Annotated in this window: 20 protein-coding genes; 12 read left to right on the forward strand and 8 right to left on the reverse strand. The window is 66.0% G+C overall.

Translation table 11 applies throughout. The features are described 5' to 3' along the window. Positions 1–37: 37 nt before the first annotated feature. Complete coding sequence (locus WFK36_RS14265) at positions 38–784, forward strand: LysR substrate-binding domain-containing protein (protein ID WP_336792468.1); 747 nt, start codon at positions 38–40, stop codon at positions 782–784. Here the strand turns inward: WFK36_RS14265 and WFK36_RS14270 are convergent, their stop codons facing one another. Next, a complete protein-coding gene (locus WFK36_RS14270) occupies positions 785–1,408 on the reverse strand; it encodes a class I SAM-dependent methyltransferase (RefSeq protein WP_336792469.1) in 624 nt (207 codons plus the stop codon). It abuts the gene before it with no gap. Beyond that, positions 1,405–2,304: a LysR family transcriptional regulator gene (locus tag WFK36_RS14275; RefSeq protein ID WP_336792471.1), complete on the reverse strand. Its 900-nt coding sequence runs from the start codon at positions 2,302–2,304 to the stop codon at positions 1,405–1,407. Before WFK36_RS14275 ends, WFK36_RS14270 begins: the two co-directional genes overlap by 4 nt. 118 nt (positions 2,305–2,422) lie before the next feature. Between WFK36_RS14275 and WFK36_RS14280 the strand changes: the two genes are divergently transcribed. The 3 genes from WFK36_RS14280 (at position 2,423) to WFK36_RS14290 (ending at position 5,289) form a co-directional block, all read left to right on the forward strand. Continuing rightward, positions 2,423–3,412 carry a YeiH family protein gene (locus tag WFK36_RS14280; protein WP_336792473.1) on the forward strand — a complete coding sequence of 330 codons (990 nt, stop codon included), beginning with the start codon at positions 2,423–2,425 and terminating at the stop codon, positions 3,410–3,412. Positions 3,413–3,475: 63 nt separating this feature from the next. Beyond that, the gene (locus WFK36_RS14285; RefSeq protein WP_336792475.1) at positions 3,476–4,381 is read left to right on the forward strand and encodes an oxidoreductase; all 906 of its coding nucleotides are present in this window, start codon (positions 3,476–3,478) and stop codon (positions 4,379–4,381) included. After that, a complete protein-coding gene (locus tag WFK36_RS14290; protein ID WP_336792477.1) occupies positions 4,378–5,289 on the forward strand; it encodes an SDR family NAD(P)-dependent oxidoreductase in 912 nt (303 codons plus the stop codon). Before WFK36_RS14285 ends, WFK36_RS14290 begins: the two co-directional genes overlap by 4 nt. Here WFK36_RS14290 and WFK36_RS14295 read toward each other — a convergent pair whose 3' ends face one another. Next, on the reverse strand, positions 5,290–6,606 hold the full coding sequence (locus tag WFK36_RS14295) for an oxygenase MpaB family protein (RefSeq protein ID WP_336792479.1): 1,317 nt from the start codon (positions 6,604–6,606) through the stop codon (positions 5,290–5,292). It abuts the gene before it with no gap. Between the two features lie 54 nt (positions 6,607–6,660). Between WFK36_RS14295 and WFK36_RS14300 the strand changes: the two genes are divergently transcribed. Continuing rightward, a complete protein-coding gene (locus WFK36_RS14300; RefSeq protein ID WP_223291461.1) occupies positions 6,661–7,260 on the forward strand; it encodes a TetR/AcrR family transcriptional regulator in 600 nt (199 codons plus the stop codon). Between the two features lie 18 nt (positions 7,261–7,278). On the opposite strand, the gene WFK36_RS14305 is transcribed toward WFK36_RS14300, so the two are convergent. Both WFK36_RS14305 and exaC read right to left on the reverse strand, forming a co-directional pair. After that, entirely contained in the window at positions 7,279–7,695 is a 417-nt protein-coding gene (locus WFK36_RS14305; RefSeq protein ID WP_336792480.1) for a DUF779 domain-containing protein, read from the reverse strand. Positions 7,696–7,796: 101 nt separating this feature from the next. Then, the gene (exaC, locus tag WFK36_RS14310) at positions 7,797–9,320 is read right to left on the reverse strand and encodes an acetaldehyde dehydrogenase ExaC (protein WP_336792481.1); all 1,524 of its coding nucleotides are present in this window, start codon (positions 9,318–9,320) and stop codon (positions 7,797–7,799) included. A 219-nt stretch (positions 9,321–9,539) separates the two neighbouring features. On the opposite strand from exaC, the gene WFK36_RS14315 reads away from it, so the two are divergent. Continuing rightward, positions 9,540–12,788, forward strand: a complete 3,249-nt coding sequence (locus WFK36_RS14315; RefSeq protein WP_336792483.1) for an arabinosyltransferase domain-containing protein — start codon at positions 9,540–9,542, stop codon at positions 12,786–12,788. Next, the gene (locus WFK36_RS14320; protein ID WP_419717492.1) at positions 12,781–16,137 is read left to right on the forward strand and encodes an arabinosyltransferase domain-containing protein; all 3,357 of its coding nucleotides are present in this window, start codon (positions 12,781–12,783) and stop codon (positions 16,135–16,137) included. The genes WFK36_RS14315 and WFK36_RS14320 overlap by 8 nt, the downstream gene beginning before the upstream one ends. 15 nt (positions 16,138–16,152) lie before the next feature. Here the strand turns inward: WFK36_RS14320 and WFK36_RS14325 are convergent, their stop codons facing one another. The 3 genes from WFK36_RS14325 to WFK36_RS14335 form a co-directional block, all read right to left on the reverse strand. Continuing rightward, positions 16,153–16,281: a hypothetical protein gene (locus tag WFK36_RS14325; protein WP_336792486.1), complete on the reverse strand. Its 129-nt coding sequence runs from the start codon at positions 16,279–16,281 to the stop codon at positions 16,153–16,155. Between the two features lie 146 nt (positions 16,282–16,427). Next, positions 16,428–18,887, reverse strand: coding sequence for a CHAT domain-containing protein (locus WFK36_RS14330; RefSeq protein WP_336792488.1), 2,460 nt, complete (start codon positions 18,885–18,887; stop codon positions 16,428–16,430). 396 nt (positions 18,888–19,283) lie between these two features. Continuing rightward, a complete protein-coding gene (locus WFK36_RS14335; RefSeq protein WP_336792490.1) occupies positions 19,284–20,537 on the reverse strand; it encodes a transcriptional regulator in 1,254 nt (417 codons plus the stop codon). A gap of 297 nt (positions 20,538–20,834) precedes the next feature. Here WFK36_RS14335 and WFK36_RS14340 point away from each other — a divergent pair, with 297 nt between their 5' ends. From WFK36_RS14340 to WFK36_RS14360, 5 genes are all read left to right on the forward strand, one after another. Further along, positions 20,835–21,755: an ABC transporter ATP-binding protein gene (locus WFK36_RS14340; protein WP_336792492.1), complete on the forward strand. Its 921-nt coding sequence runs from the start codon at positions 20,835–20,837 to the stop codon at positions 21,753–21,755. A gap of 9 nt (positions 21,756–21,764) precedes the next feature. Further along, positions 21,765–22,532, forward strand: coding sequence for an ABC transporter permease (locus WFK36_RS14345; RefSeq protein WP_336792494.1), 768 nt, complete (start codon positions 21,765–21,767; stop codon positions 22,530–22,532). 8 nt (positions 22,533–22,540) lie between these two features. Beyond that, positions 22,541–23,680: a sensor histidine kinase gene (locus tag WFK36_RS14350; protein WP_336792496.1), complete on the forward strand. Its 1,140-nt coding sequence runs from the start codon at positions 22,541–22,543 to the stop codon at positions 23,678–23,680. Next, positions 23,680–24,285, forward strand: a complete 606-nt coding sequence (locus WFK36_RS14355; protein WP_008377740.1) for a response regulator transcription factor — start codon at positions 23,680–23,682, stop codon at positions 24,283–24,285. The genes WFK36_RS14350 and WFK36_RS14355 overlap by 1 nt, the downstream gene beginning before the upstream one ends. Positions 24,286–24,382: 97 nt before the next feature. Beyond that, the gene (locus WFK36_RS14360; protein WP_008377742.1) at positions 24,383–25,585 is read left to right on the forward strand and encodes a hypothetical protein; all 1,203 of its coding nucleotides are present in this window, start codon (positions 24,383–24,385) and stop codon (positions 25,583–25,585) included. The last annotated feature ends 67 nt before the right edge of the window (positions 25,586–25,652 follow it).

Genomic DNA, 25,652 nt, shown 5'->3' on the forward strand with positions numbered 1-25,652 from the left:
CTCATGAGTCCAGGGTATCGGGCGGTAGCCTCGAACCGTGACCTCGCCCGACACGCCGCGCCGCTTCGCTCTCGGGTACGTGCCCGGCGTCACCCCGGCCAAGTGGGTGAGGATCTGGAAAGAGCGGCTTCCGCATATGCCTCTCGACCTCGTCGCCCTCGACGTCGCCGACACCGCTGGAGCGGTCGCCACCGACACCGCGGACGTCACGATCACACGCTTGCCCGATGCTCTCGCACACGGCGATCCCGGCCCCCACCACACGATCTCGCTGTACGAGGAGACGACTGTCGTGGTGCTGCCGAGGGACCACGGCCTCACCGCGGGTGACGAGTTGACGTTCGCGGACGTCGCGGACGAGCCGTTCCTGTGGCCGCTCGATGAGCCGCTTGCGGTGCCCGACCGTCCGGGTACGGCTGTCGAACATCGACCGGACACCGTTGCCGACGCGATCGAGCTCGTCGCCGCCGGGATCGGGCTCCTGTTGGTTCCGCAGTCGTTGGCGCGACTGCATCACCGCAAAGACCTCGTCTACCGGCCGGTGACGGATGCGCCGACGAGCACTGTCGGTCTCCTCTGGTCGGCACCGACGTCTGAGCTGTGTGACGAGTTCATCGGCATCGTCCGGGGCCGCAAGGCCACGTCGTCGCGTGGGGGCTCCGAACCCGCTCCGAAACGGTCGGCCAAGGAGAAGGCCGCAGCCAAGCGCGCAAACCGTGAAGCCGCGGGGAAGATCCCGGGCAAGGGGAAGAGCGCAGGCCGCCGTCGGCGGCCGTCACGCTGATCACCGGAGTCTCCTCGCACACAGATGGAACTCGGGGAAACGGTGGAATCCTTCCGCCGGTCGGCTCACCGTCCGCCACAGTTCAGTGAAACCGGCATCTGTGACGGCTTCGGCGATCGAGTCGGGATGCCATCGCCAGGCGGGGGCGACTGCGTGGTCGAACTCGGCGACGCCGGGTTCATCGCTCGACTGTCCGGCCAGGAGGACGCAGGCCCCGGACGGCAGACGGGACGCCCAGTCGGCCAGAGCTTCGCGCACACCGATCGGCGGTACGTGGATGAGGCTGAACCGGGCGACGACCCCGGCCACCGCCGACAGGTCGACGGTGCTCAGCGATGCGTCGTCGGCGGAGAACTCCAGGTCGGGATGCGCGAGTTCGGCCTGTTCACGCATGCCGGTGCTCGGGTCGACCGCCAGCACGGTGAAGCCGGTGTCGGTGAGATACGCCGCGACATGTCCGATGCCGCAGCCGACGTCGACGATCGTCGAGCCGAGGTCCGAGCCGCGTGCCTCCGAAGCGAACGCGTCCACCGCGGCCTGTTCGAGCGACGATCCGAACGTGTCGGGAATCAGGTCGGCATACGTCTGCGCCATCTTGTCGTAGCCGAGTTGTTCGGCGGTCATGTGTTGCTCCCTCGGGCGATGCGGACGAGTTCGGCTGCGGGGCCCCGCAGTTCACGTGGAGGTCGCCACACGGCGCGGAGCGCACGGGACAGGTCGAGGACGTCCACCTCGACCGGCCGGACCGCACCGGAGCGTGCGTCGTCGGCGATCGCGAGGCTGCTCAGCACGGCGGGCCCGACTCCGGCGGCGACCGACGTTCGGATCGCGGCGCTGCTCCCCAGTTCGAGGATCGGCTCGGCGCGCGGGAACGCTGACAGCGCGTCGTCGAGTGTGGTGCGGGTGCCCGACCCGGGCTCTCTGACCAGGAGTGGAGTCGCAGCAAGCTCTACTGCGCTGACCTTCCGTCGGCGCCGCGTCCACGGATGATCGGGTGGAACCACGAGCACGAGCCGGTCGCGGGCGACGACGGTGCTGCACAGCTTCGACGGCACAGACGGAGACTCGACAAAACCGAGGTCGCAGGCGTCGTTCGCCAACGACACGAATACGGTCGACGAGTTCTGCACACGTAGATGGACGGTCACCTCGGGAAACTTGGCGCGGAATGTGCCGAGCCAGCGGGGCAGCAGGTGCTCGGCGACGGTCATCGACGCACCGACGGTCAGTTCCGCCGTGTGATCGGACTTGAGGCCCTCTGCGACGTCCAGGAGTTCGGTGGCGCCGTCGACGATCTGGCGGGCCCAGTGGACCAAGACGGTTCCCTGGGGAGTGAGCGTGGAGCCTGCGGTCGCCCGTTTGATCAAGGGCACACCCAGCTGACGTTCCAGGCGTGAGATCGACCGGCTCGCGTTCGGCTGGGCGACGCCCGTCATCCGGGCCGCTGCGCTCAGGCTGCCGTGGCCGTCGACGCCGACGAGCAGCTCCAGCGCACCCAGGTCGAGTGATCGCACATCCATGCCATGACCATAACCTGCGGAGATGTCGTTCAGATATGGATCACCCATATCAAGTAGATATGAATCCATGCTCGGGATCGGGGTACCGGGTGCACCGATCCGCGGCCACAGTGGACGTATGACGATCCTCAAGCCGCAGACCGCCGGAGTCCTCCCCGGCCTCGCACTCGCAGGTCTCGGGGCGGCCGTGGCGGTCAGTCTGGCGGCCGTGCTCCCAGCGATGAGCCCGTTGCTCATCGCGATCCTGCTCGGCGCCGTGTGCGCGAACATGATCACCCTGCCGGCCACACTTCGTCCGGGTCTGACGTTCGCGTCCAAGACGCTGCTGCGCATCGGCGTTGCGCTCCTCGGCCTGCAACTCGTCGTCGGCGACATCCTCGGCCTCGGCGTCGGTGTCATCGCGGTGGTCGTGGCGATAGTGGGCGGCGGCATCCTCGGCACCCTCTACATCGGCAAACTGCTCGGTGTGCCCTTCGCCCAGCGGCTCCTGATCGCGTGTGGCATGTCGATCTGCGGTGCAGCGGCGGTCGCCGCCGTCGACGGAGTGATCGACGCCAAAGAAGAGGACGTCGCGGCCGCGGTCGGATGTGTTGTCGTCTTCGGCACTCTCATGATTCCGGCAGTGCCGTTCCTGTCGAGCGTGATGGGTCTGTCGGATTCGACCGCGGGCATGTGGGCCGGCGGCTCGATCCACGAGGTCGCACAGGTCGTCGCGGCCGGTGGAATGATCAGCGGCAGCGCGTTGGCCGTGGCGGTGGTCGTCAAACTCGCACGCGTCGTGATGCTCGCGCCGGTGCTCGCCGTGATCAGCGTGCGGCAGCGCAAGGAGATCGGTGACGGCGGAAAGCGTCCTCCGCTGGTCCCGCTGTTCGTGCTCGGGTTCCTCGGCTTCGTCGCGTTGCGGTCGTCCGGTGTGCTGCCGGACGTGGCGCTCTCGATCGGTGGTGACCTTCAGAAGATCGCCCTCACCACGGCGATGTTCGCTCTCGGCGCCGGAATCCGGATCGACGTCATGCGTCGTGTTGGACTTCGCCCCCTCGTCCTCGCCGCGTCGGGCACGGTCCTCGTGGCCGCGATCGCGCTGGTCGGTGTACTGCTCGCCGCCTGACAACCATTGCCGTGACCGCCAGTAACGCTTACTCTGAGGTCGAAACGGCTCAGGGAGGCACACATGAGTTGGTCTGCGGATCACATCGGGAATCAGGCCGGGCGACGTTTCATCATCACGGGAGCCAACGGCGGCCTCGGCTCGGTGACGGCGAAGCGGCTGGCCGACAAGGGCGGCGCCGTTGTCCTGGCGTGCCGGGACGTCGCCAAAGCGGAGAGGGTCGCAGGTGAGATCGGCGGTGATGTGACCGTCGCTCGGCTCGACCTCGCCGACCTGTCGTCGGTGCGATCCTTCGCCGCAGGGCAGGGGGAGTTCGACGTCCTCATCAACAACGCCGGGTTGATGAACATCCCGTTCCGCCGCACCGTGGACGGGTTCGAGATGCAGTTCGGTGTGAACCATCTCGGGCACTTCGCGCTGACCGGGCTGCTGCTCGACAGGATCACCGACCGAGTGGTCACCCTGTCGAGCATCGCCCACAGTCAGACGCCCAAGCTGTGGATCGACGACCTCGACTATCGACACCGCAGGTACCAGCGGAACCTCGCATACGCGCAGTCGAAGCTCGCGAACTTGATGTTCGCTCGCGAGTTGGAACGACGGCTCCGCGACGCCGGGAGCTCGGTCCGCTCGTACGGAGTCCATCCGGGCGTGTCGGGGACCGATCTGTTCGCTCGGACGGAGACCGTCTTCGATCGCGTTGGCGTGCTGGGCGCGAGCCTGGTGGGACATCCGCCGGAGAAGGCGGCCGAGTCGACTCTGTTCGCGGCGACCGAAACGGCCGATCCCGGCGTGTTCTGGGGGCCGACGGGGCTGCTCATCGGGTCCCGCGGGCCGGTGCGGCCATCACGCTCGACGCGCCTCTCGCGGAACTCCCGCCTCGCTGCACGGCTGTGGACGGAGTCGGAGAAGATGACCGGCGTCGAATTCGCCTTCGACGGCGCGGTGCGCGACGGAGTCCAGTCATGAGCGCGGGACCGTTGGACAGGCTGTGGGGAGCGCGGCGCGGGATCGAGCGCTATGTCGTCAAGAACGCTGCGTCGGCCATGCGTTTGGGCGCTCTCGACCTGGTCGGGCGTGTGGTGGTCGTGACCGGTGGAAGCTCTGGGATCGGCCTCGCGACGGCACGTCGGTGCCTCGGCGAGGGCGCTCGCGTGGTCATCGTCGCCCGGCGACTGGACGAACTCGAGCAGGCGCGCGCCGAGCTCTCCCGATCGGGTGAGATCCACGTGCGCCAGTGCGATGTGACCGACGAGCACGCGGTCAGGTCGATGATGGCCGACATCGAAGAGTCTGTCGGTCCGATCGATGTGCTCGTCAACAACGCGGGTCGATCGATTCGTCGGTCGACGGTGAATGCGGCCGATCGCATGCACGACTACCGGCGGACCATGGACGTGAACTATTTCGGCGCCGTCGCCTGCACGCTGGCAGTGCTGCCGGGCATGATCGAGCGCCGCCGCGGACGGATCGTGAACGTGTCGAGCATCGCGACTCAGGCCCTCGGTCCGCGCTTCGGCGCGTATGCCGCGAGCAAAGCCGCGCTCGACGCGTTCGGCGAGGTGTTGGCCGGCGAAGTCGCGGGTCGTGGCGTGACCGTCACGTCGGTCAAGATGCCGCTGACGCGGACTCCGATGATCGAACCGACGGGCGCGTACCGGAAGGCGTCGAGCATCAGCGCCGGTCAGGCTGCCACGTTGGTCATGCGAGGGATCAAGTACGGCCGTCCGCGGGTGTCGACGCTCGTCGGTGAAGCCGCAACGGTCGGGACGACTGTCGTGCCGGGGTCGATGGCGCTCTGGCGGCAGGTCGACTACTTGGCGGTCCCGGAGTCGGCTGCGGCACGCGGCGGACGGGGACCGTCTGAGCGGTCGTGATCAGACCGCAGGCGTATAGGTCGACGAATCGCTCGTGAACTCGGGCTTGCCGTACGTGACGAGGCGTCGGTCGAGCAGGCGGACGAGATAGTGATCCACCGGGTCACGGAGAACGGGTACCCGGACCGCGGTGCGGACCGCGGCGATGCGACCCACGATGAACGGCGCGGTCGCGGCGATGCGGGCGTAGTCGGCGACGCCGATGTCGACTCCCATGCGCGCCGCCGCTCGACTGTCGCCCCCGCAGAACGCGATCATGAAACCCACTGCGCTGTAACTGCGCTCGACGGCGTCGGCGATCCGGTCGAACCACGACTCGGTGGGTCGTAGATAGGCGCTCATGGTGGAATTCACCAGGCGTCGGCATGTCTCGTCGAACCCGTGACGCAGCACCGCGGCCCGGCCGTGGAACTGACGAATGATGTCGTCGGGCTCCGACGGCACCAACTCCTCGGGCAGGCCGAGGAGGAAACATCGGTATCGAGAGAACTCGACGAGCGCACGTTCGCCCGGCGTGAACGACGACCGGCCGGCCCGGATCACCCGCTGGGACAGCAGGTACATCCCGATGAGCCCGGCGGGCATCTGGTCGACCTGCGGAACTGGCAGTCCGTACACCGAGGTGTCCCACACCTCCGACTTCGTGAGGGCGTGGAAACGGACCATCGAGTGCATCAGACGCACCATCGCCGCCGCCTCGAAACCCGGGCCGGAGCGGTCGAGGGCACCCGGCATCGTGGTGACCGCGAAGAAGCTCGTCGTCTCGTTGACGCGGTGCGCCGCTCGCTTGCCCGACAACGCGCCGGTCAGAGCCATCGGGAGGGCGGCGTACGTGTTGGTGAACGTTGCGATGAACGCACCGCGGGTGATGAAGGGCGCCAACAGTGCTGCGTCCACTCGGGCGCGGCGTGCACCCTCGGCTACCAGCGACATGTCGATCCAGTCGGGCGTGTCCTCGAGGGCACGGATGAACGACGAGAGCTCTGGCGGAGCGTCGGGCACCGCGTCCAATCCCTGCTGGCACGCGGTACGCAGCATCGCGATCAGGTGCGACACGCTGTGCGACGCCGACAGCGCCGCGTAGCTGTCGGCCGGGATGTCGCCGAGAAATGTGGCGATGCTCATCAGCTCGACGGTCTCCGGGTCGTCGAGCAGCGATTGCCGGTCGCCGACGCGGGCCGGAAGGGCCGAGGCGTCAGACGGATCAGTCGTGAGCCGGTACGGGACTGCGTCGAAGTCGAAGTCGCCGTACAGACTGGGGAGTCGGTGTTGCTGGCTGTGGACCGTCTCCGCGAGTCGGGGGAAATGCGTGGTCACGACATCCTCATTTCTCACAATGTGTGAGTTGATGCTCACAGACTGTGAGTTATGATGTCAAGGGTGACCACGGGACGACGACGAATGAGCGCGGCGCAACGCCGTGAACAGATTCTCGACGTCACCAGGTCGATCGTGCTGGACGAGGGATTTCACGAAGTGACGCCCGGCCGGATCGCGGCAGGGGCAGGCGTCGACCGGTCGCTCGTCTACCAGCAGTTCGGTGATCTCGCAGGCCTCTTCGTCGCGCTCATCGACCGTGAGATCACCATCGCGGGCGAGGGGTTCGCTGCAGCGGTCGCCGCGGCCGCAGACCAGCCGGAGCGCCCGACGTTCGACACGGTCTTCGACGGTGTTCTCGCCGCGATCGACGAGAATCCGTCTGCGTGGCGACTGTTCTTGTCTCCGCCGCAAGGCGCTCCGCCGGAACTGCACGCGCGTCTCGCGGAGTCGACGAAGCTGGTCCGGGGCTTTCTGCAGGACGAACTCGAGCGTTTGAATCCCGACTTGGAAGACCCAGAGCTGACGGCGCTCGCACTGCACGCGGCAGGCAGTGAACTACTCCACCAGCACGTCGTGAATCCAACGGCCGTCACCGCCGATCGGCTCCGTGCGTTCATTCCCGCTGCGATCGCTCGCCGCTCCGGACGGTGAGGCTCGCTCGTCGACGTGTCAGTCGAAGTCCGCTCCGACCTTCGGCGGTGACGCCTCCAGCAGGTTGTTCTCGTCGTCGGTGAAAGCGCGGGCGCGGGACAGGAAACGCACACCTTCGGGCGCTTCGAGGGAGAAGCCCGCACCGCGACCGGGGACGACGTCGATGATCAACTGCGTGTGTTTCCACGCCTCGAACTGGTCACCCCCTATCCAGACCCGCACCGCGGGGAGCGGATCGGGCAGGTCGATCTCGCCGACCAGCACGTCGCGCTGGCCTATGCGGAACTCTCCGACCGGGTAACACATCGGTGCCGACCCGTCACAGCAGCCGCCGGACTGGTGGATCATCAGTACGCCGTGCAGCTCCGACAGTTTGGTGAGAAGGTCGACGCCCGCTTGGGTCGCGACCACACGGTCGGGTGCGGTGGTGGTCATGGGTTGATCCTTTCACCTGGGGCCGGTGGAGAGATGAGACTCGCCCGGACCGGGAACGCCGGTCCGGGCGAGGGTCTATCGGCGGTACTCGGTGGAACTTCTCAGAAGAAGCCCTTGGCGTTCTGCGAGTAGCCGACGAGGAGGTTCTTCGTCTGCTGGTAGTGGCCGAGCATCATCAGGTGGTTCTCGCGTCCGATGCCGGACTGCTTGTAGCCGCCGAACGCCGCGTGTGCCGGGTAGTCGTGGTAGGTGTTCGTCCACACGCGGCCGGCCTGGATGTCACGTCCGGCGCGGTAGGCGACGGCGCCGTTGCGGCTCCACACGCCCGCACCGAGGCCGTACAGGGTGTCGTTTGCGATGGAGATTGCGTCGTCGTAGTCGGTGAACGACGCGACGGCCAGAACCGGGCCGAAGATCTCCTCCTGGAAGATGCGCATCTTGTTGTCGCCTGCGAACACGGTCGGCTGGATGTAGTAGCCGCCGGACAGGTCGCCGCCGAGGTCGGCGGGTTCGCCGCCGGTGAGCACCTTGGCGCCCTCGTCCCGGCCGATGGCCAGGTACGACTTGATCTTCTCCCACTGGTCGCTGCTGGCCTGTGCGCCCATCATGGTGTCGGTGTCGAGCGGGTTGCCCTGCTTGATGGCCTTGACGCGGGCGACGGCCTTCTCCAGGAAGTCGTCGTAGATGCCGCCCTGGACGAGGGCGCGGCTCGGGCAGGTGCAGACCTCACCCTGGTTGAGCGCAAACATCGAGAAGCCCTCGAGAGCGCGGTCGAGGTAGCCGTCGTCGGCCGACATGACGTCGTCGAAGAACAGGTTGGGGCTCTTGCCGCCGAGTTCCAGGGTCACGGGGATTAGGTTCTCGGTCGCGTACTGCATGATCAGGCGGCCGGTGGTCGTCTCGCCGGTGAATGCGATCTTGCGGATGCGGTTGCTCGACGCCAGCGGCTTGCCCGCTTCGACGCCGAAGCCGTTCACGATGTTCACGACGCCGTCGGGCAGCAGGTCGCCGATGATGCTCATCAGGTACAGGATCGACGACGGAGTCTGTTCGGCGGGCTTGAGGACCACGGCGTTGCCCGCCGCGAGTGCCGGCGCGAGCTTCCAAGTGGCCATCAGGATGGGGAAGTTCCACGGGATGATCTGACCGACGACGCCGAGTGGCTCGTGGAAGTGGTAGGCGACCGTGTCCTGGTCGATCTCCGAGATGCCGCCCTCCTGGGCGCGGATGGCGCCTGCGAAGTAGCGGAAGTGGTCGATGGCGAGCGGGATGTCGGCGGCGAGCGTCTCGCGGACGGCCTTGCCGTTCTCCCAGCACTCGGCGACGGCGATCTTCTCCAGGTTCGCCTCCATACGGTCGGCGATCTGATTGAGGATCACCGCGCGTTCGGCCACCGAGGTCTTGCCCCAAGCAGGTGCGGCGGCGTGTGCGGCGTCGAGTGCGAGGTCGATGTCCTCGGCAGTCGAACGCGCGACCTCGCAGAAGGTCTTGCCGTCGACGGGAGACGGATTCTCGAAGTACTGGCCCTTGACCGGGGGAACCCACTTGCCGCCGATCCAGTTGTCGTAACGCGACTCGAAGCTCATGACGGAACCCTCGGTTCCGGGCTTGGCGTAAACGGCCATTGTGGTGACTCCTTCGCACAGCTCAAACGGTGATCATTGGTGATGTGAGACACACCGTAGGCCGGTGATGGTTGCAACAACGTTGCAGAACGATCGCCGCTGCTGCGAGGTCTCGTCTGCCTCGTTTCGATCCGACTGTCGGTCTCGATTGGGGCACTGTCGGCGCGTTCGCCGGTGCCCTTCAGGTTTTACTTAGCGCGACGGCTTAGCATCACCTCGATGTCTACTCGGCCTGCAGCACCCTCACGGACGTACGCGATCATCGCGGCCGTCGCCGGATCGATCGCGATCGCGGCGGCGGTGTTGACGCCTTTCCTCCCTGTTCAGGAGCGGTCTGCGACCATCGACTGGCCCAGTGGGCAGGCGCTGAACTCGGCGGACGGATCGGTCGTCGCGCCGCTCGTGACCCAGACACCTGCGTCACTCGACGTGAGCATTCCGTGCACAGTGCTGCGCCAGGTCGACGCCGACACGCCGAAGACGATCGTGGCGTCCATGCCGACGAAGGCCGAAGGGTTTCGTGAGAACGCACTGTTGGTCTCGGGATCCCAAGCGGGTGTGACGGTCGCCGTTCGCGGTGTGGAGTTGGTCTCGGCGTCTCGTGCCGACCTCGCGAAGTGCCGCAGCGTCCACGTCTGGTCGGACGGACCGACGATGTTCGCGCAAGTTGTGGGCGTCGGACCGGCCGTGACCGATCCGGACGCCGAGAAGCCTCAGGTCACCGGAGTGTTCACCGATCTCGACGGCGCGCAGGTCAAGGCCGCGCAGGCGGCGGGCCTCGCCGTGACGATCGACGTCGACAACCGGTTCGACGTGACCCCGACGATCCTCAAGTGGCTGGTCATCATCGTCGGCGTGATCGCCGTGGTCCTCGCCCTGTTCGCCGCGTGGAAGCTCGACTCCGCGAACGGCCACCGCCACCGCTTCTCGCCGGTCGGACGCTGGAAGATCCTGATCCCGAGCGTTGTGGATCTGCTGGTCACCGCGTCGCTCGTGGTCTGGCACTTCCTCGGCGCCGGATCCTCGGACGACGGTTACATCCTCACGATGGGACGCAACGCGTCCGACGCGGGCTACCTCGGCGACTACTACCGCTGGTTCAACGTCCCCGAGGCGCCGTTCGACTGGTACTACTCCTTCCTCGGACACTGGGCCGAGATCTCCACCGCCGCGATCTGGATGCGGCTGCCCGCTCTGCTCGCGGGACTGGCGTCGTGGTTCATCCTCAGCCGTGTGCTGCTGCCACGCCTCGGCGTGGCGATCCGCGGATCGCAGTGGGCGGCGCTGACCGCCGCCGCCGTGTTCGTGGCCTACTGGATGCCGTTCGCATCGGGCATGCGCAGTGAGGCGATCATCGTCCTCGGCTCGCTGCTGACCTGGTGGATGACCGAGCGCGCCGTCGCCACCCGCCGCATCCTGCCCGCGGCGCTCGCCGCACTCTTCGCAGGCATGACCCTGGCGACCGCCCCGCACGGCATCATCGCCGTCGCAGTACTGATCGCCGGTTCTCGACCGATGCTGCGCGTGATCCGCGCCCGCCATCGTGAAGCCGGACTGCTCCCGCTCATCGCGCCGATCGGCGCGGCCTTCGCATTCGTCGTGCTGGTGGTGTTCCGCCAGCAGACCATCGCCACGATCGGCGAAGCGATCCGCGTGCGCTACGAAGTGGGTCCGACCGCGGCCTGGTACCAGGAACTCCTGCGCTTCTACTTCCTGACCCTCTCGCACGACGACGGCGCCCTCGCCCGTCGTCTGCCGGTCCTCGTCCTGGTCCTCTCATTGCTGGCGACGCTCGCGGTCCTGTTGCGCCGCAAGCACATTCCCGGCATCGCCCGGGGCCCGGTGTGGCGTCTGGTCGCTGCGACCCTCCTGACGATCCTGCTGCTGTCGTTCACGCCCACCAAGTGGACGGTGCAGTTCGGCGTGTACGCGGGTCTCGGAGCGGCACTGGCCGCTGTCGTCACCGTCGTGATGGCACAGCAGGCCCGCCGCTCTGCCCGCGACCTCTGGATCTATCTCGCAGCGCTGATGCTCGCGTGTGCAGGCGCCACAGCGGGCTCCAACGCGTGGGGCTGGAGCTACGACTTCGGCATCTCGTGGTCGGACAAGATCCCCGGCCTCAAGGGCATACCGGCCCCGACGCTGTTCCTCGGCCTCACCGGCGTCGCGTTCCTCGCTGCCATCTGGTGCCACGTCCGGCCGCCGACGTCGAAGGTGATCGATCACGACACCCGGTGGCGGACGGTCGCCCGGTCGGCGCCCATGCTGGTGCTGGTGGTCGCGGTGCTGCTCGCCGAAGGCGCGCTCTTCGCCCGCGCGGCCGTCCAACGATCCGACAGTTACACCAACCTGAGCGCAGGTCTGCGCGCCGTCACGGGCGACACCTGCGGCATGGCCGACGACGTGCTCGTCGAATCGGACTCCAACGCCGGGATGCTCACGCCGATCGGGACGTCCGACGTGTCGAAAGCCCTCTCCGGTGACTCCGTCGGTTTCACACCCGACGGTGTGGCCGCCGATCTGACGCCGGAGAACATCGTCATCGGGGCAGGCACCATCCACACCGGCCGCAAGGTGTCCGCGCCGTTCGTCGTCACCCCCGGAACTCCGGGAACCCTCGGCGGACGCGGAGCGACCACGGTCAACGGATCGGTCGCTGCCCTCCCGTTCGGTCTTGATCCCGCCCGGACGCCGGTCCTGGGCAGTTACGGCTACGACGACGGCACGGCCCACCTCACGTCGTCTTGGTACTCGCTGCCGTCACACGACGCGTCGCCACTGCTGGTGATCTCCGCCGCCGGTTCGATCTTCTCGATCGACCAGGACGCGGCGGCACGGCCCGGGCGCTCGCTTGTCGTCGAATTCGGGCGCGGTCAGAGAACCGAGTTCACGTCGATCGGCACCTACGTGCCGATCGACCCCGACTGGGGCTCCAACCGGCCGTGGCGCAACCTGCGCATCCCGATGGCCGCAGTGCCCCGCGACGCGACAGCCATGCGGATCGTCGCCGAAGACTCCAACGTGAACCCGGACGAGTGGCTGGCGTTCACCCCGCCGCGCGCCCCCGTCCTCAAGACTCTGAACGACGTCATCGGGCACGACACCCCGGTGATGTTCGACCTGTCTGTCGGCGCGCAGTTCCCGTGCCAGCGGCCGATGACGGCCCGCGACGGCGTGTTCGAGCAGCCGAAGTGGCGCATCATGCCCGATCAGGTGACCGCGGGGTCGAAGTCGACGTCCTGGCAGGACCGGTCCGGTGGCGGCATCCTCGGTGTTACCGACGGCATCGCATCCGAGTCGACGGTGTCGACGTACCTGAAGAACGACTGGTACCGGGACTGGGGAGCACTGCTGAAACTGACGCCGCTCGCTCCCGACGCGGCGACGGCGCAGGTCTCGACATCGACGGAGACGGCGTGGGGATGGAAGCGATCGGGTCCGATCCGGGCGGTGTCGCCCAATGAGTAGGGGTCGCCCAGTGAGTGAAGAGAAGAACGTGGAATCCACAGCCGTCGAACCGTCACGCGGACCGAGTGAACGCACAGTTCGGATCGCGAAGATCGTCGCCGTGGTCGCCGGTCTGCTCGGTGTGCTGCTGGCTGTCGTCTCGCCGGTGCTGCCCGTCTCGTACACGAAGACCGAGCTCAACTGGCCGCAGGCCGCTGCGCAGGACGCGACGCCGGTGGTGCAGAACGTCGCGGCGCCGAACGTGTCGTACGTCCCCGTTTCGATGGACATCGCCGTGCCGTGTCGGCTCGCCGCCGACCTTCCGGCGAGCGGCGGAGTCCTCGTGTCGACGGTGCCCGCCGCAGGCGCCGAGGCCGGCAAGGTCGGACTCTTCGTCCGTGCCACCGCGGATCGCATCCTGGTGACGCAGCGGAGTTCGGTCGTCCTCAACGTTCCGCGCGCGCAGGCGCAGCGCGCGTCCGACTGCCGGATCGTCGTGCACGCCGACTCCGAGGGAACCAGAGGTGCGGTCGAAGGATTCACCGGCGAAGGCCAGACCACCTTCGACGTCCCCGACCCGAACTCGCGCCCGCAGATCCTCGGCGTCTACACCGATCTGCCGAAGACGACGCCGCCGGATGGCCTGACCTTCCGCTCGACGGTCGACACCCGTTTCATCTCCAGTCCGACGTCGCTCAAGGGCGCGCTGCTGATCATCGGCGTCCTCGCGACATTGTTGTCGATCGCGGCGCTCGCCGTGCTCGACGCACGCGACGGCAAGAAACTGCGTCGTCTGTTGCCGAAGCGCTGGTGGCGGCCCACCGTTCCCGACGTCCTCGTGACCGCTGTGCTCGGGGTGTGGCTGTTCATCGGCGGCAACACCGCCGACGACGGCTACCAGGTGACCGTCGGGCGAGTCGCGCCCGGAGCCGGCTATCTGGACAACTACTACCGGTACTTCGGTGTCCCCCAAGATCCGTTCGGCTGGCACTACCAGTACCTGTCGCTGTGGATGCAGGTCAGCACATCCGTGCCGTGGCTGCGCCTGCTGCCGCTGCTGTTCGGCCTCGCCGGATGGTTCCTGATCAGTCGGTTCGCACTGCCCCGCCTGGGCCGCGCGGTCCGGACGTCGAAGTCGGCGTACTGGGCCGCGGCCCTCGGGTTCCTCGCCGTGTGGCTGCCGTTCAACAACGGACTCCGTGTGGAACCGGCCATCACCGTCGGTGTCCTCGCGACGTGGGTTCTGGTTGAACGTGCCATCGCGTCCGGTCGCCTGGTCCCGTGGGCGCTGGCGATCATCACCGCCGCGTTCACGTTGACGATTCACCCGGTCGGCGCGATCGCAGCCGTCGCCCTTCTGGCCGGGTTGCGCCCACTGCTGGCTCGGCTCCGCGCCCGACGTGCCCGGGACGGTTGGCTCCCGATGTTGATGCCGCTCCTCGCCTCCGGCGTCGCCGTGCTGTACGAGATCTTCTCCGATCAGACCATCGCGTCGATCATGGAAGGCGTCCGAGTCCAGGGCGTCGTCGGCCCCACCAACAAGTGGTGGAACGAAGGCATGCGCTACTACGTGCTGCTGAACCCGACTCCCGACGGTTCCATTGCGCGCCGCATCGGCATCTTCGTGACGATCTTGTCAGTCCTGCTTGTCGTTCTGCTACTGCTCAGTCGACGCCGGATCACCGGCATGCCGACCGGACCGTTGTGGCGTCTCGTGTCGGTGACGGCGGGCGCGGTTGTGGTGTTGGCGTTCGTCCCGACGAAGGCGACCCACCAGATGGGCGCCATCGCCTGTCTGACCGGTGTCCTCGCCGCAGCCGCGACCACGATGATCCGCCCCGAAGTACTGCATCGGCGGTGCAACCGGACGTTCTTCGCCGCAGCCGCGACCTACGCGCTCGCGGTGGCGTTCGCCGGCCGCAACCAGTGGTGGTACGTCGGCAGCTACGGCATTCCGTGGGCCGACGACACGCCGCACTTCGGTCCGTTCGCCCTGTACATGCCGATCTTCGCGGCCGCCGTCGCCCTCACCGGGCTCGGCATCTGGCAGTACTACCGCGACGACGCGTTGAGCGATGGACCTTCCCTGCCCGCCGAGCGCAGTCGAGGCGATCTCGGACTCATCGGCAGGCTTCCCCGCTACGCACTGTCCATCGTGTGCGCGATCGTCCTGCTGTTCACGTTCGCTTCGGTCGGCAAGGCCGCGATGGGCGACTCGTGGACGTGGGCGCGGTCGAACGTCGACTCGCTGCGCGGACAGTCGTGCGCGTTGGCCGAAGACGTCCTCGTCGAGGCCGACCCCAACAAGGGCTTGCTCGCTCCCGCGGACGTCGCCGGTCAGAAGGGCATGAGCGTCGCCGATGCACTGGCAGGCGGCAAGGGCAAGGCCGACGGCTTCACGCCGAACGGCGTCCCGACTCATCTCGAGAGTGAAGACGACTCCGACAGCGACTCCAGCGGAGCCGTTCAGCAGACGTCTGACGCAACGGACTCGTCGTCGACTTCCGGCGGGTCGGCGGACACCGATGGCGGCACGGTCGGCACCGAAGGCGTCAACGGGTCGTCGGTGAAACTGCCGTTCGGTCTGGACCAGAAGCGGGTTCCGATCCTCGGCACCTACGGATCGCCGAACGGGCGCGGGAAGCTCACTTCGTCGTGGTACGGCATGCCGGCGCGCAGTGCTGACGCGCCGCTGGTCACCATGTCGGTCGCCGGTTCGGTCGAGTACCTCGACGATCTCGCAGTGCTCAACAGCGGGCAGTCGCTGCGGCTGGAGTTCGGCCGTGTCGAGAAGGACGGCCGAGTCACAACGGTCGCCTCGATGGTCCCGTTGGACGCAGGTGGAACGCCGCAATGGCGCAACCTGCGGTTCCCGCTGGCATCGGCGCCGCCCCGTGCGACGGTCGTCCGGATCGTGGCGTCCGACGTCTCCGCGGCACCCGCGCAGTGGCTCGCCGTCACACCGCCTCGCGTCACGAAGCTCGTGACGCTGAACGAACTCGTCGGTTCGCAGGCGCCGGTCCTGCTCGACTGGGAGGTCGCCCTGGCGTTCCCGTGTCAGCGTCCCGCGGCCGCGATCAACGGTGTGCTCGAGGTTCCCGAATGGCGGATCACGCCCGACGCCGAAGGTGAGCGCGTGAACTCGCAGCGCTGGATGGCCGGCGACTACGGCGGCCCGCTCGGCATCACCGAGAACATGCTGCGGTCGGTCACCAAACCCGGCTACCTGCGGAACTCGTGGGCCAAGGACTGGGGCACGCTCCGCCGACTCGAACCCCTCGCCCCGCAAGTCACCGCACGCCTCGACGTCTCGACGATGCAGCACAACGGTCTCTGGACCCCGGGCCCGATGCGGCCATACAAGAACTGACGACGCGGCTGGATCTCAGGCACCGAAGCGGCGGTTGAGGAGTCGGACGCGGCTGAACAGGAGCGCGCCGCGGAGGAACACCTGGCTCATCTTGGCGACGCTGGACGCGTCGGCGACGAGGCGGCAATTGGCGGGGCACAACATGTTCCATCGGTTGTCGCGAATCTTCTATCGGGTATAATAATCTTCTGGTTTTGGAATGGATCTTGTCACGCGCTGAGCGCTCTCAGCTACTCCTGCGAATTCACGAGGCATCCTAGATGCTGACTCCTCGCCGCTATTGAGATGTCCTAAATTGAAGTTCCAACAACGCCGAAGGCCGCCCAGTCGTAGAAGCGAAAGGCGTTCTCTGACGGCGCACCATTGATTCGATCGACTTGGTGCTCGGCGAGTAGACAATTCAGCTCCTCGCAAGTTACGGAGCGCATCCAACGGATGACATCAGCGAAAGAATTCAAGACCGAACGGGCTTTCCATTCAGAGGTTAGAACCCGGCGGGATATCATGGACGAGTACAGTTTAACGCTGAAAGCAAAAGCAACGTAGTCGCGGACTGGCCAGGCAGTGCCGATACAAAGTTCTCCACCCGCATAGAATATGGCTGACTGGATGCTTAGATGCTCATCTTGTCGCATGTAGTTCATAGCGAGTCCCGACTGGCATGATCCAAGAATTGTAAGGCGATTGCGAATTCTCATGCCAAGCAGGTCGCGGACGGTCGTGGGGTCGCCGTACGTGACTAGCGCTGAATCGTACGGGTCTGGCTTCGCGTGTGAATGTCCGGTGAAATGGGTAATCGAGTCGTTGGAAAGTGACTCTGCGAGAGACTCCCTGGTTGCGGAAGTAGTCGTCACGGGCGTGCCTGATCCAACGATTGACGATATCGATCGCGGTTCGTGGAAGGACCAGGGAAGTGTATCGTAACCAGCGACGGAGCTTGCTTCTTCGATTTGAATAGAGGGCGAGGATGGGTTGTCTTGATCTCTCTCACGGGCGTTCTTGTACGCGAGCATCCTTGAAGGACAAACGTAGACGGTTCTCTCGCCGCTGGGCACCGCGGAGCCTAGCATTCCGGCGGTCCACACCGGGAATGACTGATAGTATCCGCCCGGCATAATTACTATGTCTCGGCCGGACACGCTATAAATCCAGTCTCCTATGGGTGCGATCGCTTTGGCGATCTCTTCGGCTGAACTTGCTGCTGTGCTCGAAGCGCCCGAAATCTGTGAGGGCAGTAGGCCGTTGATCATTCCTGAAAACATTGCAGCGAGAGTTGATCCGCTCAGCGAATCGAACTCGCGCCCGCCGAATACGCCGTCTCGAAGATATACAGCGAAACTGCCCGTAGGGCTGTTTGTGACGTGTACCCAGGTTGTTGAATCTCGAATGCTGGTGAACTCGCAGGCATCGTCGTTTAGGGTGCGGGATGACGTGAGGCCTCGGGATGACTCCAGTAGAATAAAAGCGTCCCGCCATTCGGTCATCCTTGCGAGTTCACAAGCAAGGAACCGGAAGCTAAGCGGATTTCTCTGGAGAAGGCGCTCGATGTCGTTTGTAGACCACGTGCTCTTTAGGTGTAGAACGCACTCCGTCGACCGTCTTATGAGAGCGCGGTAGCGGGAGTCTGATTGAGGGTCACTTGTATCCTGCCAGTTCATGCACTTGATCGCCCAGACTAGGTACTTCTCCATTTGGCGTGTGGACCAGAGTGCGTCCATTGAGTCGTAGGGAAACTCGGAGTCGAGGTTAGCTGTTCTGCGAAGGCTGTACAGTTTGAGGTGAAGTTGCGGATGTGGTGACTCAGAGGCCGCGAGGTACCTTTCGGCGCGCTCGATGCAGTCCTTCAACATCGGAACTCGCGATATCGCGGTGGTGACGATCTCCTCATTGCTCGGAATCCATTCTGGCAAAGAACGAAGGCCCACCGCCGCAAAATTGGACACCGCCGCGGAGACGAACTGACTCTTCGAAAGGCCAAGAAGATCAATATCTTGGTCGTCTGGAACAGCCTTTGAGTAGAGATCCTCTTTCGTCAAGGATATCTCGTGGGATAGCCATGACTCTAGGTTTCCTAGAACCGTATCGTGGAATGCGGACCTGGGTGCCTTTTCGTTGTTCTTCGTAAATATTCGTCGAGCCATATTCAGCTTCTTTAGGGTACTCTTGTAGGCGGACGACCGCTCTGAAATGGGGAGTCCTCCTGCGATTTGGGATTCCATGACGGCAAGGTTTGTTAGTCCATACGCAAAGTCTGCCGAGCCTCTAGGCCTCAATCTAAGCGCGTGCTGTAGCGTCTCTAACGCGAGCTTCTGTTGCTCCGGAGTGGGATTGTTCATCTCCGATATCGCTAGCGCACCGTTTGTGAGCTGCATCGCGCCTAGATTCTGCTCACCCATGCTGAGGAATTTCTCGCCGAGCCGGTACATTAGTTCCGATGCGCGAAGACGTGCTTCATCTCGATTTGGAACGACTACCCATGCAAGCAGCATTGCGAGACGCGCTTCGCAGTCATCCTCTTCCCCCAGGTTGTTTGCTTTCGATACTCCAGCTGCTTCGCCGTACAGTCTCGAGGCAGTGACGGCGTCTGAAAACGAGCATTCTCGGTAGGTTAGGCCAACAGCAGCGTCATACCTTGCCTTTCCTAATTGGTGTGCGGTCTGCGGTACGGCGTAAACTGCTCTGTTTGCGTTGAAGCCAGCGGCGAAAGCATCTTCAATTTCGGCAATCAGCACTGCGGATGTCGTAGGCATGGGGGAAAGAGTATTTCACCTGCGCGCTACACGAGTGGCATTGACCGAATTGCGCAGTCTGCGCGTAGTTCCTAAGCTCTTGTGAATAGCGGCGGATATGCTCCCTGCTGCCATCGATTCTTGGGCGTGACCATCGGAGTCGAGTCGGGTCTGGATGCGGCCCGCAAAACGGCTGAAGTCGCTTGCGTACGTTCGCTGCGGAGTACGAAGCCCGTTGCTGCAGACGATGGGTCGTGTGTCCGGGAGGGAGAGTTTCCCTTAGCGTCCAATCTCGATGCTGGATAGTATCCGAGGTTTCCCAAGCGTGCGGGCACGCGCTGGTCGGCATGTACGTTGCCAGACTTGGGAATGAGCCTCACTCGAATGTTCGAAGTGTTTTAACTGCAGGGTGCCCGCCTAGGCGCCGAAGCGGCGGTTGAGGAGTCGGACGCGGCTGGCGGCGATCGCGGCGTCTGGGTGACCCGACGGGAGGTTGTTCCTGAGGATCGTCCACGCCTGGAAGTCGTCGCGGCCGTGCGGCGACGACGCCCACGCCTGCAGCGCCGTCACATCGCCGCTGGCGAAGACAGCTGACCGCAGGTCTTCGCGTAGTTCGTCGAACAGGTCGACGATGCCGGGGGCCGCGGAGTCGGCGATCAAGCCGCCGCGGCCGAACAGGGCGAGGGCGCCGCGGAGGTCGCCGGTGAGGATCGCCTGGCGCATCTCGGCGACGTCGGAGGTGACGTCGCCGGACAGACGGTAGGGGCGCGACGCGACGACGTCTCCGATGTCCCGGCGGAGTCGGGAGATCTCGGCGCGGACCGTGACAGACCCGAGTTCGCCGTCGGACAGCAGTCCGGCGAGCTGATCGGTGCTCAGACCGTCCGGATGCAGATGGAGGAGCAGCAGGATCTCGGCGTGACGGGGTGACAGCAGTTTGGCGGGCCGACCCGGTGCGCGCCAGCCGGGTTCGTTCGTCAGCACCGACAACCGAGACTGCAGGCTCGCGGTCAACACCCGCTCGGCAGACAGGTCGACGGCCGTCGACTGCAGTTCACGTTCCACTGCTGCGACCACGGATCGGACCGCGGCCAGCGCGAACGGTGCGGCGGCAGCTGCTCCGCCGGTCACGTCGATCGCGCCGATCACCTCACCCGTCACCGGGTCGTGGACGGGCGCGGCCGTGCAGTTCCACTTCTGGACCGGGCTCGCGTAGTGCTCGGGGCCGATGATCTGGATGCTGCGGTCCAGACTCAGAGCCAGCCCCGGGGCGTTGGTCCCGACCGAGTCCTCACTCCACACGGTGCCCTCGACGAAATTGATCTTCGCCGCCGCACCACGCGTCGAGCGGTCGCCGTCCACCCAGAGCAGGCGCCCGTTCCTGTCGGTCAGGGCCACCACGACCCCGGCGTCGGCGATGTCGTCGAGCATCAACGACTTGATCAGCGGCCGAACCGACGCGAGCCGGTGAGCTGCACGGTAGGCGGAGAAGTCGGTGTCGGACATGCCGTCCGGCGACGCTTCCGGGGTCGCCGTGACACCCTGCCGGAGTGACCGCGCCCACGAGTCCCGAACCAGCGAACGCACCGCGCCGTCGGGTGGAGTGACCCCGGACAGGAACTGTTCGTACGCACGCCGAACTCGCGTGGTCGCAGACTTCCCGTTCGACATGGCTTCCTCCGGTGGCACTCGTACCTTGATTGTGCCAAATCAGGGTGACGCCGGTCACGGTCGGTGCGTTTGTCCGGTGCGGCGCTTCGACTCGCTTCGCTCGCTCAACGAGCAGTTAGGTGCGGCCGCGCGGTAGACGGTGGCCTGTCCCCCCGCTCGTTGAGCGAGCGAAGCGAGTCGAAGCGCCGTGACAAGAACGCCTAGCTCGCTCAACGGGCAGGGGCATGACACCTGTCATGGGAAGGACGTGACATCTGCGCTGGGTGCAGGCTCGGCAGAAGCGGGAACGTAGATGGCATGAACAGCGCACTCGCCATCTCAGCAACACAGTTGACCAAGAGCTTCGCGGGGCCCAAAGGCGCCGTCGTCGAAGCGGTGAAAGGCGTCGAGCTCGCCGTACAGCCGGGGGAGGTCGTCGCCTTCCTCGGACCGAACGGTGCAGGTAAGACGACAACCCTCGACATGATCCTCGGCCTGTCCTCGCCGGACGCGGGAGAGGTCCGCGTCTTCGGTCAGGAACCGCGGAAGGCGGCTCGTGACGGGCGGATCGCCGCCGTGATGCAGACCGGCGGGCTGATGGACGACTTCACCGTCGTCGAGACGGTCGGCATCGTCGCGTCCCTGCACAACCGGAACTCCGACGTCGAGGCGGTCATGGCCCGCGCCGACATCGCCGAGATCGCCGACCGCAAGGTGTCCCGCTGCTCGGGCGGCGAACAGCAGCGCCTCAAGTTCGCGCTGGCGCTGTTGCCCGACCCCGATCTCATCGTCCTCGATGAGCCGACCGCCGGGATGGACGTCGAATCGCGCCGCACCTTCTGGGCTGCGATGCGAGCGGACGCACGTCACGGTCGCACGGTCTTGTTCGCCACGCACTACCTGGAGGAAGCCGACGCGTTTGCCGACCGGATCGTGATGATCGCAGGCGGACGTGTCGTAGCCGACGGATCCACCGCCGCAATCCGCAGCCAGGCGAGTCGGCGTGTGGTCTCCGCGCAACTCGACGAGGCCGCCGTTCCTGCCCTGCATCGAGTGTTCCCCGACCTGGAAGTCGTCGAACGGCGTGGCGGTCGGATCTACCTGTCGCTGCCCGATTCGGACGCCCTCGCGCGACACCTCCTCACCAGCACACGGGCTCGAGACGTCGAGATCGCTGCCCACAATCTCGAAGACGCTTTCGTCGCACTCACTTCAGCCACCCTCACCGCAGGAGAGTAGAGACAAGCCATGACTGCACTGTCCGGCGCGGGAATCGCGCCCACCTACCTCAAGTACGACGTTCGGCGAGTGCTGCGGAACCGCCGCGCGATGATCTTCACCATTGCCATGCCAGCGCTGCTGTACCTGGTGTTCGGCGCCACCCAGAAGCATTCGGAGATGGTCGGCAGCGGAAACGTCGCGTTCTACGTCCTGATCGGAATGGCCGTCTACGGCGCGATCCTGGCCGCGTCGTCGAACGCCGCCTCGGTCTCCATCGAGCAGCAGGCCGGGTGGACCCGGACGCTGATGATGACACCGCTCAAGCCGAGCGGCTACGTCTCCACCAAAGTCGCGCTGGCGTTGACGATGAGTGCGCTGCCCGTCCTGGTGCTCACCGTGGTCGGTGCGATCAGCGGCGCGAAGGCTCCGATCGGCGTCTGGATCGCCTGCCTGCTGATCGGCTGGCTCGGATCGTCCGTCTTCGCGGCCCTCGGCCTGGCGCTCGGCAGTGTCCTCAAGGCAGACGGTGCGATGCAGGCCCTCGGCGGAGTGCTTGCGCTCCTCGCCTTCGCGAGCAACGTGTTCGTCCCGCTCTCGGGGACCATGCTGCGCATCGCCGAGTTCACACCGATGTTCGGTGTCGTCTCGCTGGCGCGGTATCCCCTCGACAACGGTGTCACGATCGACGGTACCGAGATCAGCGTGTGGGTGATGGTCGCGAACGCGGTGTTCTGGGCGGCGACCTTCGCCACCGCGGCCGCCTTCTTCTACTCTCGCAGTAGCAACCGCCAGTAAGGACTCTCATGGGCGCCCTCCGGGACCGGATCGACCGGATCGCCGCAGACGACCGGATGCCCTGGCGCCAATGGCGCTGGGCGTTCGGCGCCGTGTGGCTGATCTTCCTCGTGTACCCGATCTCCTCGCTGATCGCCTCCGACCACTCAGTCGGCGTCAAATCCCTCGGGTTGGGCTTCATCGGTGCATTCGGGCTGGTCTACGTCGCTGCCTGCATCCTCTTCATGAACAACGGACCGGGCGTCGACGTCGACACGGAACGCTCACGGTGGGTGTTCGCGGGGACGCTCGTCGCACTCGTCCTCGCGTTGTTCCCGATTCTGCACGAGGCGACATTCGGTCTCGCCGGGTTTCTGATGGCGATCATCTCGTTCATCGCGCCGCGTCGTCTGCAGGTGGCCGTCATCATCGCGCTCATCGTCGCGGCCTGGGTGGTCCCGAAGGTGCTGGGATGGTCCGTCGACTTCGGCGTGGTGGCGATCATGGCGGCCATCGGCATGACGATGATCGCCATGCGAGCGGTCAGCGAACGCGAATCGGCACGCGCCGAGATGCATGAGCGGCAACGGGAGCTCGACGCCGAACTCGCCGTCGTCGCAGAACGGGAGAGCGTCGCGCGCGACGTCCACGACATCCTCGGGCACTCCCTGACCGTCATCTCCGTCAAGACCGAGCTGGCGGGCAGGCTCGTCGATCGTGATCCCGAACGCGCGAAAGCCGAGATCGCCGAGGTGAACGCACTCACCAGGGCAGCGCTCGCCGAAGTCCGGACGACCGTCGGACGGCTGCGGACTCCGGACCTGCCGAGTGTTCTCGCATCGGCGGGAAGCGCGCTCCGCGCGGCGGGGATCACCGCGGACCTGCCGGACCCGGCCACCGTGTCGACGCCGAACGCCACGTTGTTCGCGTGGGTTCTGCGGGAGTCGGTCACCAACGTCGTCCGGCATTCGGGGGCGTCGTCGTGCGAGGTGACGGTGACCCCCGAGACACTGGTGGTCCGCGACGACGGTCAGGGATCACCGTTGCTCACGTTCGGCAACGGCCTGCGTGGTCTCGCGGAACGGGTCGACGCAGCGGGCGGCCGGCTCGTCGTCTCCTCGGACAGCTGTGGAACCGTGGTGACCGCGACCATGACCGAGGAGAACTGATGATCCGACTGCTGCTGGCGGATGACCAGGCGCTGGTCCGCGGTGCGCTCGCCGCACTTCTGGACCTCGAGCCCGACCTGACGGTCGTCGCGCAGGTCGGACGCGGCGACGAAGTGGTGGCCGCGGCGCGAGAGTCTCAGGCGCAAGTGTGCCTGCTCGACATCGAGATGCCCGGTATCGACGGCATCGACGCCGCCGCTCAGGTGACCGCCGAACTCCCAGGCGTTCGCTCGTTGATCGTGACCACCTTCGGACGGCCCGGATACCTGCGTCGTGCGATCGATGCGGGAGCGTCCGGGTTCGTCGTCAAAGACACTCCCGCCGCCCAACTCGCCGACGCCGTCCGTCGGGTGCACGCCGGACTGCGCGTGATCGACCCGACCCTCGCGACGGAGAGTCTGACGAGCGGCGAGAATCCGTTGACGCCTCGTGAGTCGGACGTGCTCGCCGCCGCATTGTCGGGTGGAACCGTCGCAGCCATCGCCGCCCAGGTGCATCTGTCGCAGGGCACCGTCCGGAACCACCTGTCGTCGGCCATCGGCAAGACCGGGACGTCGACGCGTGCTGAGGCCGCTCGGGTGGCGCACGAACGTGGCTGGATCTGAATCGCCGCACCCGAGACGTGCGGGCCGCCTCGTGAGCCATCCGATGTGGCGAGGTTCGCAGGGGCGGACTGTCGGCGCCCGCCGGTAGCATGTGGTCATGTCCGAGAATGCTCGCTCAACCACGGTCGCCGATCTGCGGCAGTGGACGAACGACGCCCGCGTCCCCGGCCAGCCCCCGGAACTGTCCGACCTGTCGTGTCTGCTCATCGCGTCCGCGTATCTGACGCCGACGGCGCGAGCGACCGTCGTCCGTCGGGCCTCGAGCAACCTCCCGCTTCCGTCGCCTGCCAACGGGTACAGCGAACTCCGGCGGGTGCAGCGCAGCATCCTGCACGCGGAGGGATACCTGGGCACCACGGTGCTCCCCGGACTCGTCCTGCCCATCGTCCGTTCGCGGTTGGCCGGTCTCAACCGTCGTCGAGAAGACGCCCACCGCGCGGTCGTCACCGCGAAGGGAGTCCTTCCGAGCGGCACCCGTGCGATCCGCCGAGAGCGCCGCGAGAACACATATCTGGAGATCGACGAGCGCGAGCAACTGTTCTCAGGTCTGCTGTGCACGCCGGTCCCGAATCGGCCGGTCGGTGCGCGTAAAGCCGGTTCGGACATGTTCGACAAAATCGTCGGCGCCGTCGGGCAGGTCGGTGGCCGCGGTCCTCGTCGTCAGATGGAGGAGATGGCGGCGAAGGTCTTCGGGCCGGATGCGGTCGCATCCGGGACACTTGCACGCGGTGCGGCCTTCGCCGACGGCTACGAGACGTTGCTGTTCGTCGCGGGTCACTATTACGACCGCATCCGGACGAACCCGGCCTGGCTCTCGGATCACTTCGAGATGCAGCGTGTGCAGGTGAATCTCCACGCCGAGCTCGCCGAGATCGCCGCCGACATCGTCGCCCTGCGCGCGCTTCGTGTCGACCTCGATCAGGCGAAACGAAACGGCGGCTTCGACGCGGGCTTCGCCGAGCACATCGCTGCACGGGAGAACGCACTCCGCCCGGTCTGGTCGGAACTGATCGACCGGGTGCATGCGCTCAGCGAGATCGCCGCGACGGTCGAGTCGGCTGCCGTGGAACTTCGACTGCTTGACGAGTTCGACCGCGCCTCCACCATCGACGCCCGCATCGATCATCTCCTCGCGAGGTCGGGCGACCGTGAGATCGGCGCCGACCACACGCGGCGGCTGTCGCAGCAAGTGCGCAGTGGCGAAGAGCAGCTCCGGGTGTATCGCGACGTGTTGCAGGGCAACATCTCACAGCTCGGGCCGGGCCTGATGCGGGAGCTTCCGGAGCGATACGAACCCTGACGCGGGTGCCCGTTTCATCGTCGTGTGAATGCCACGCGAGTTCGCATCTGTGCCGTCTCTCTCGACA

It is taken from the genome of Gordonia malaquae (genome assembly GCF_037148075.1).
In the GTDB taxonomy this organism is placed as follows: Bacteria; Actinomycetota; Actinomycetes; order Mycobacteriales; family Mycobacteriaceae; genus Gordonia; species Gordonia malaquae.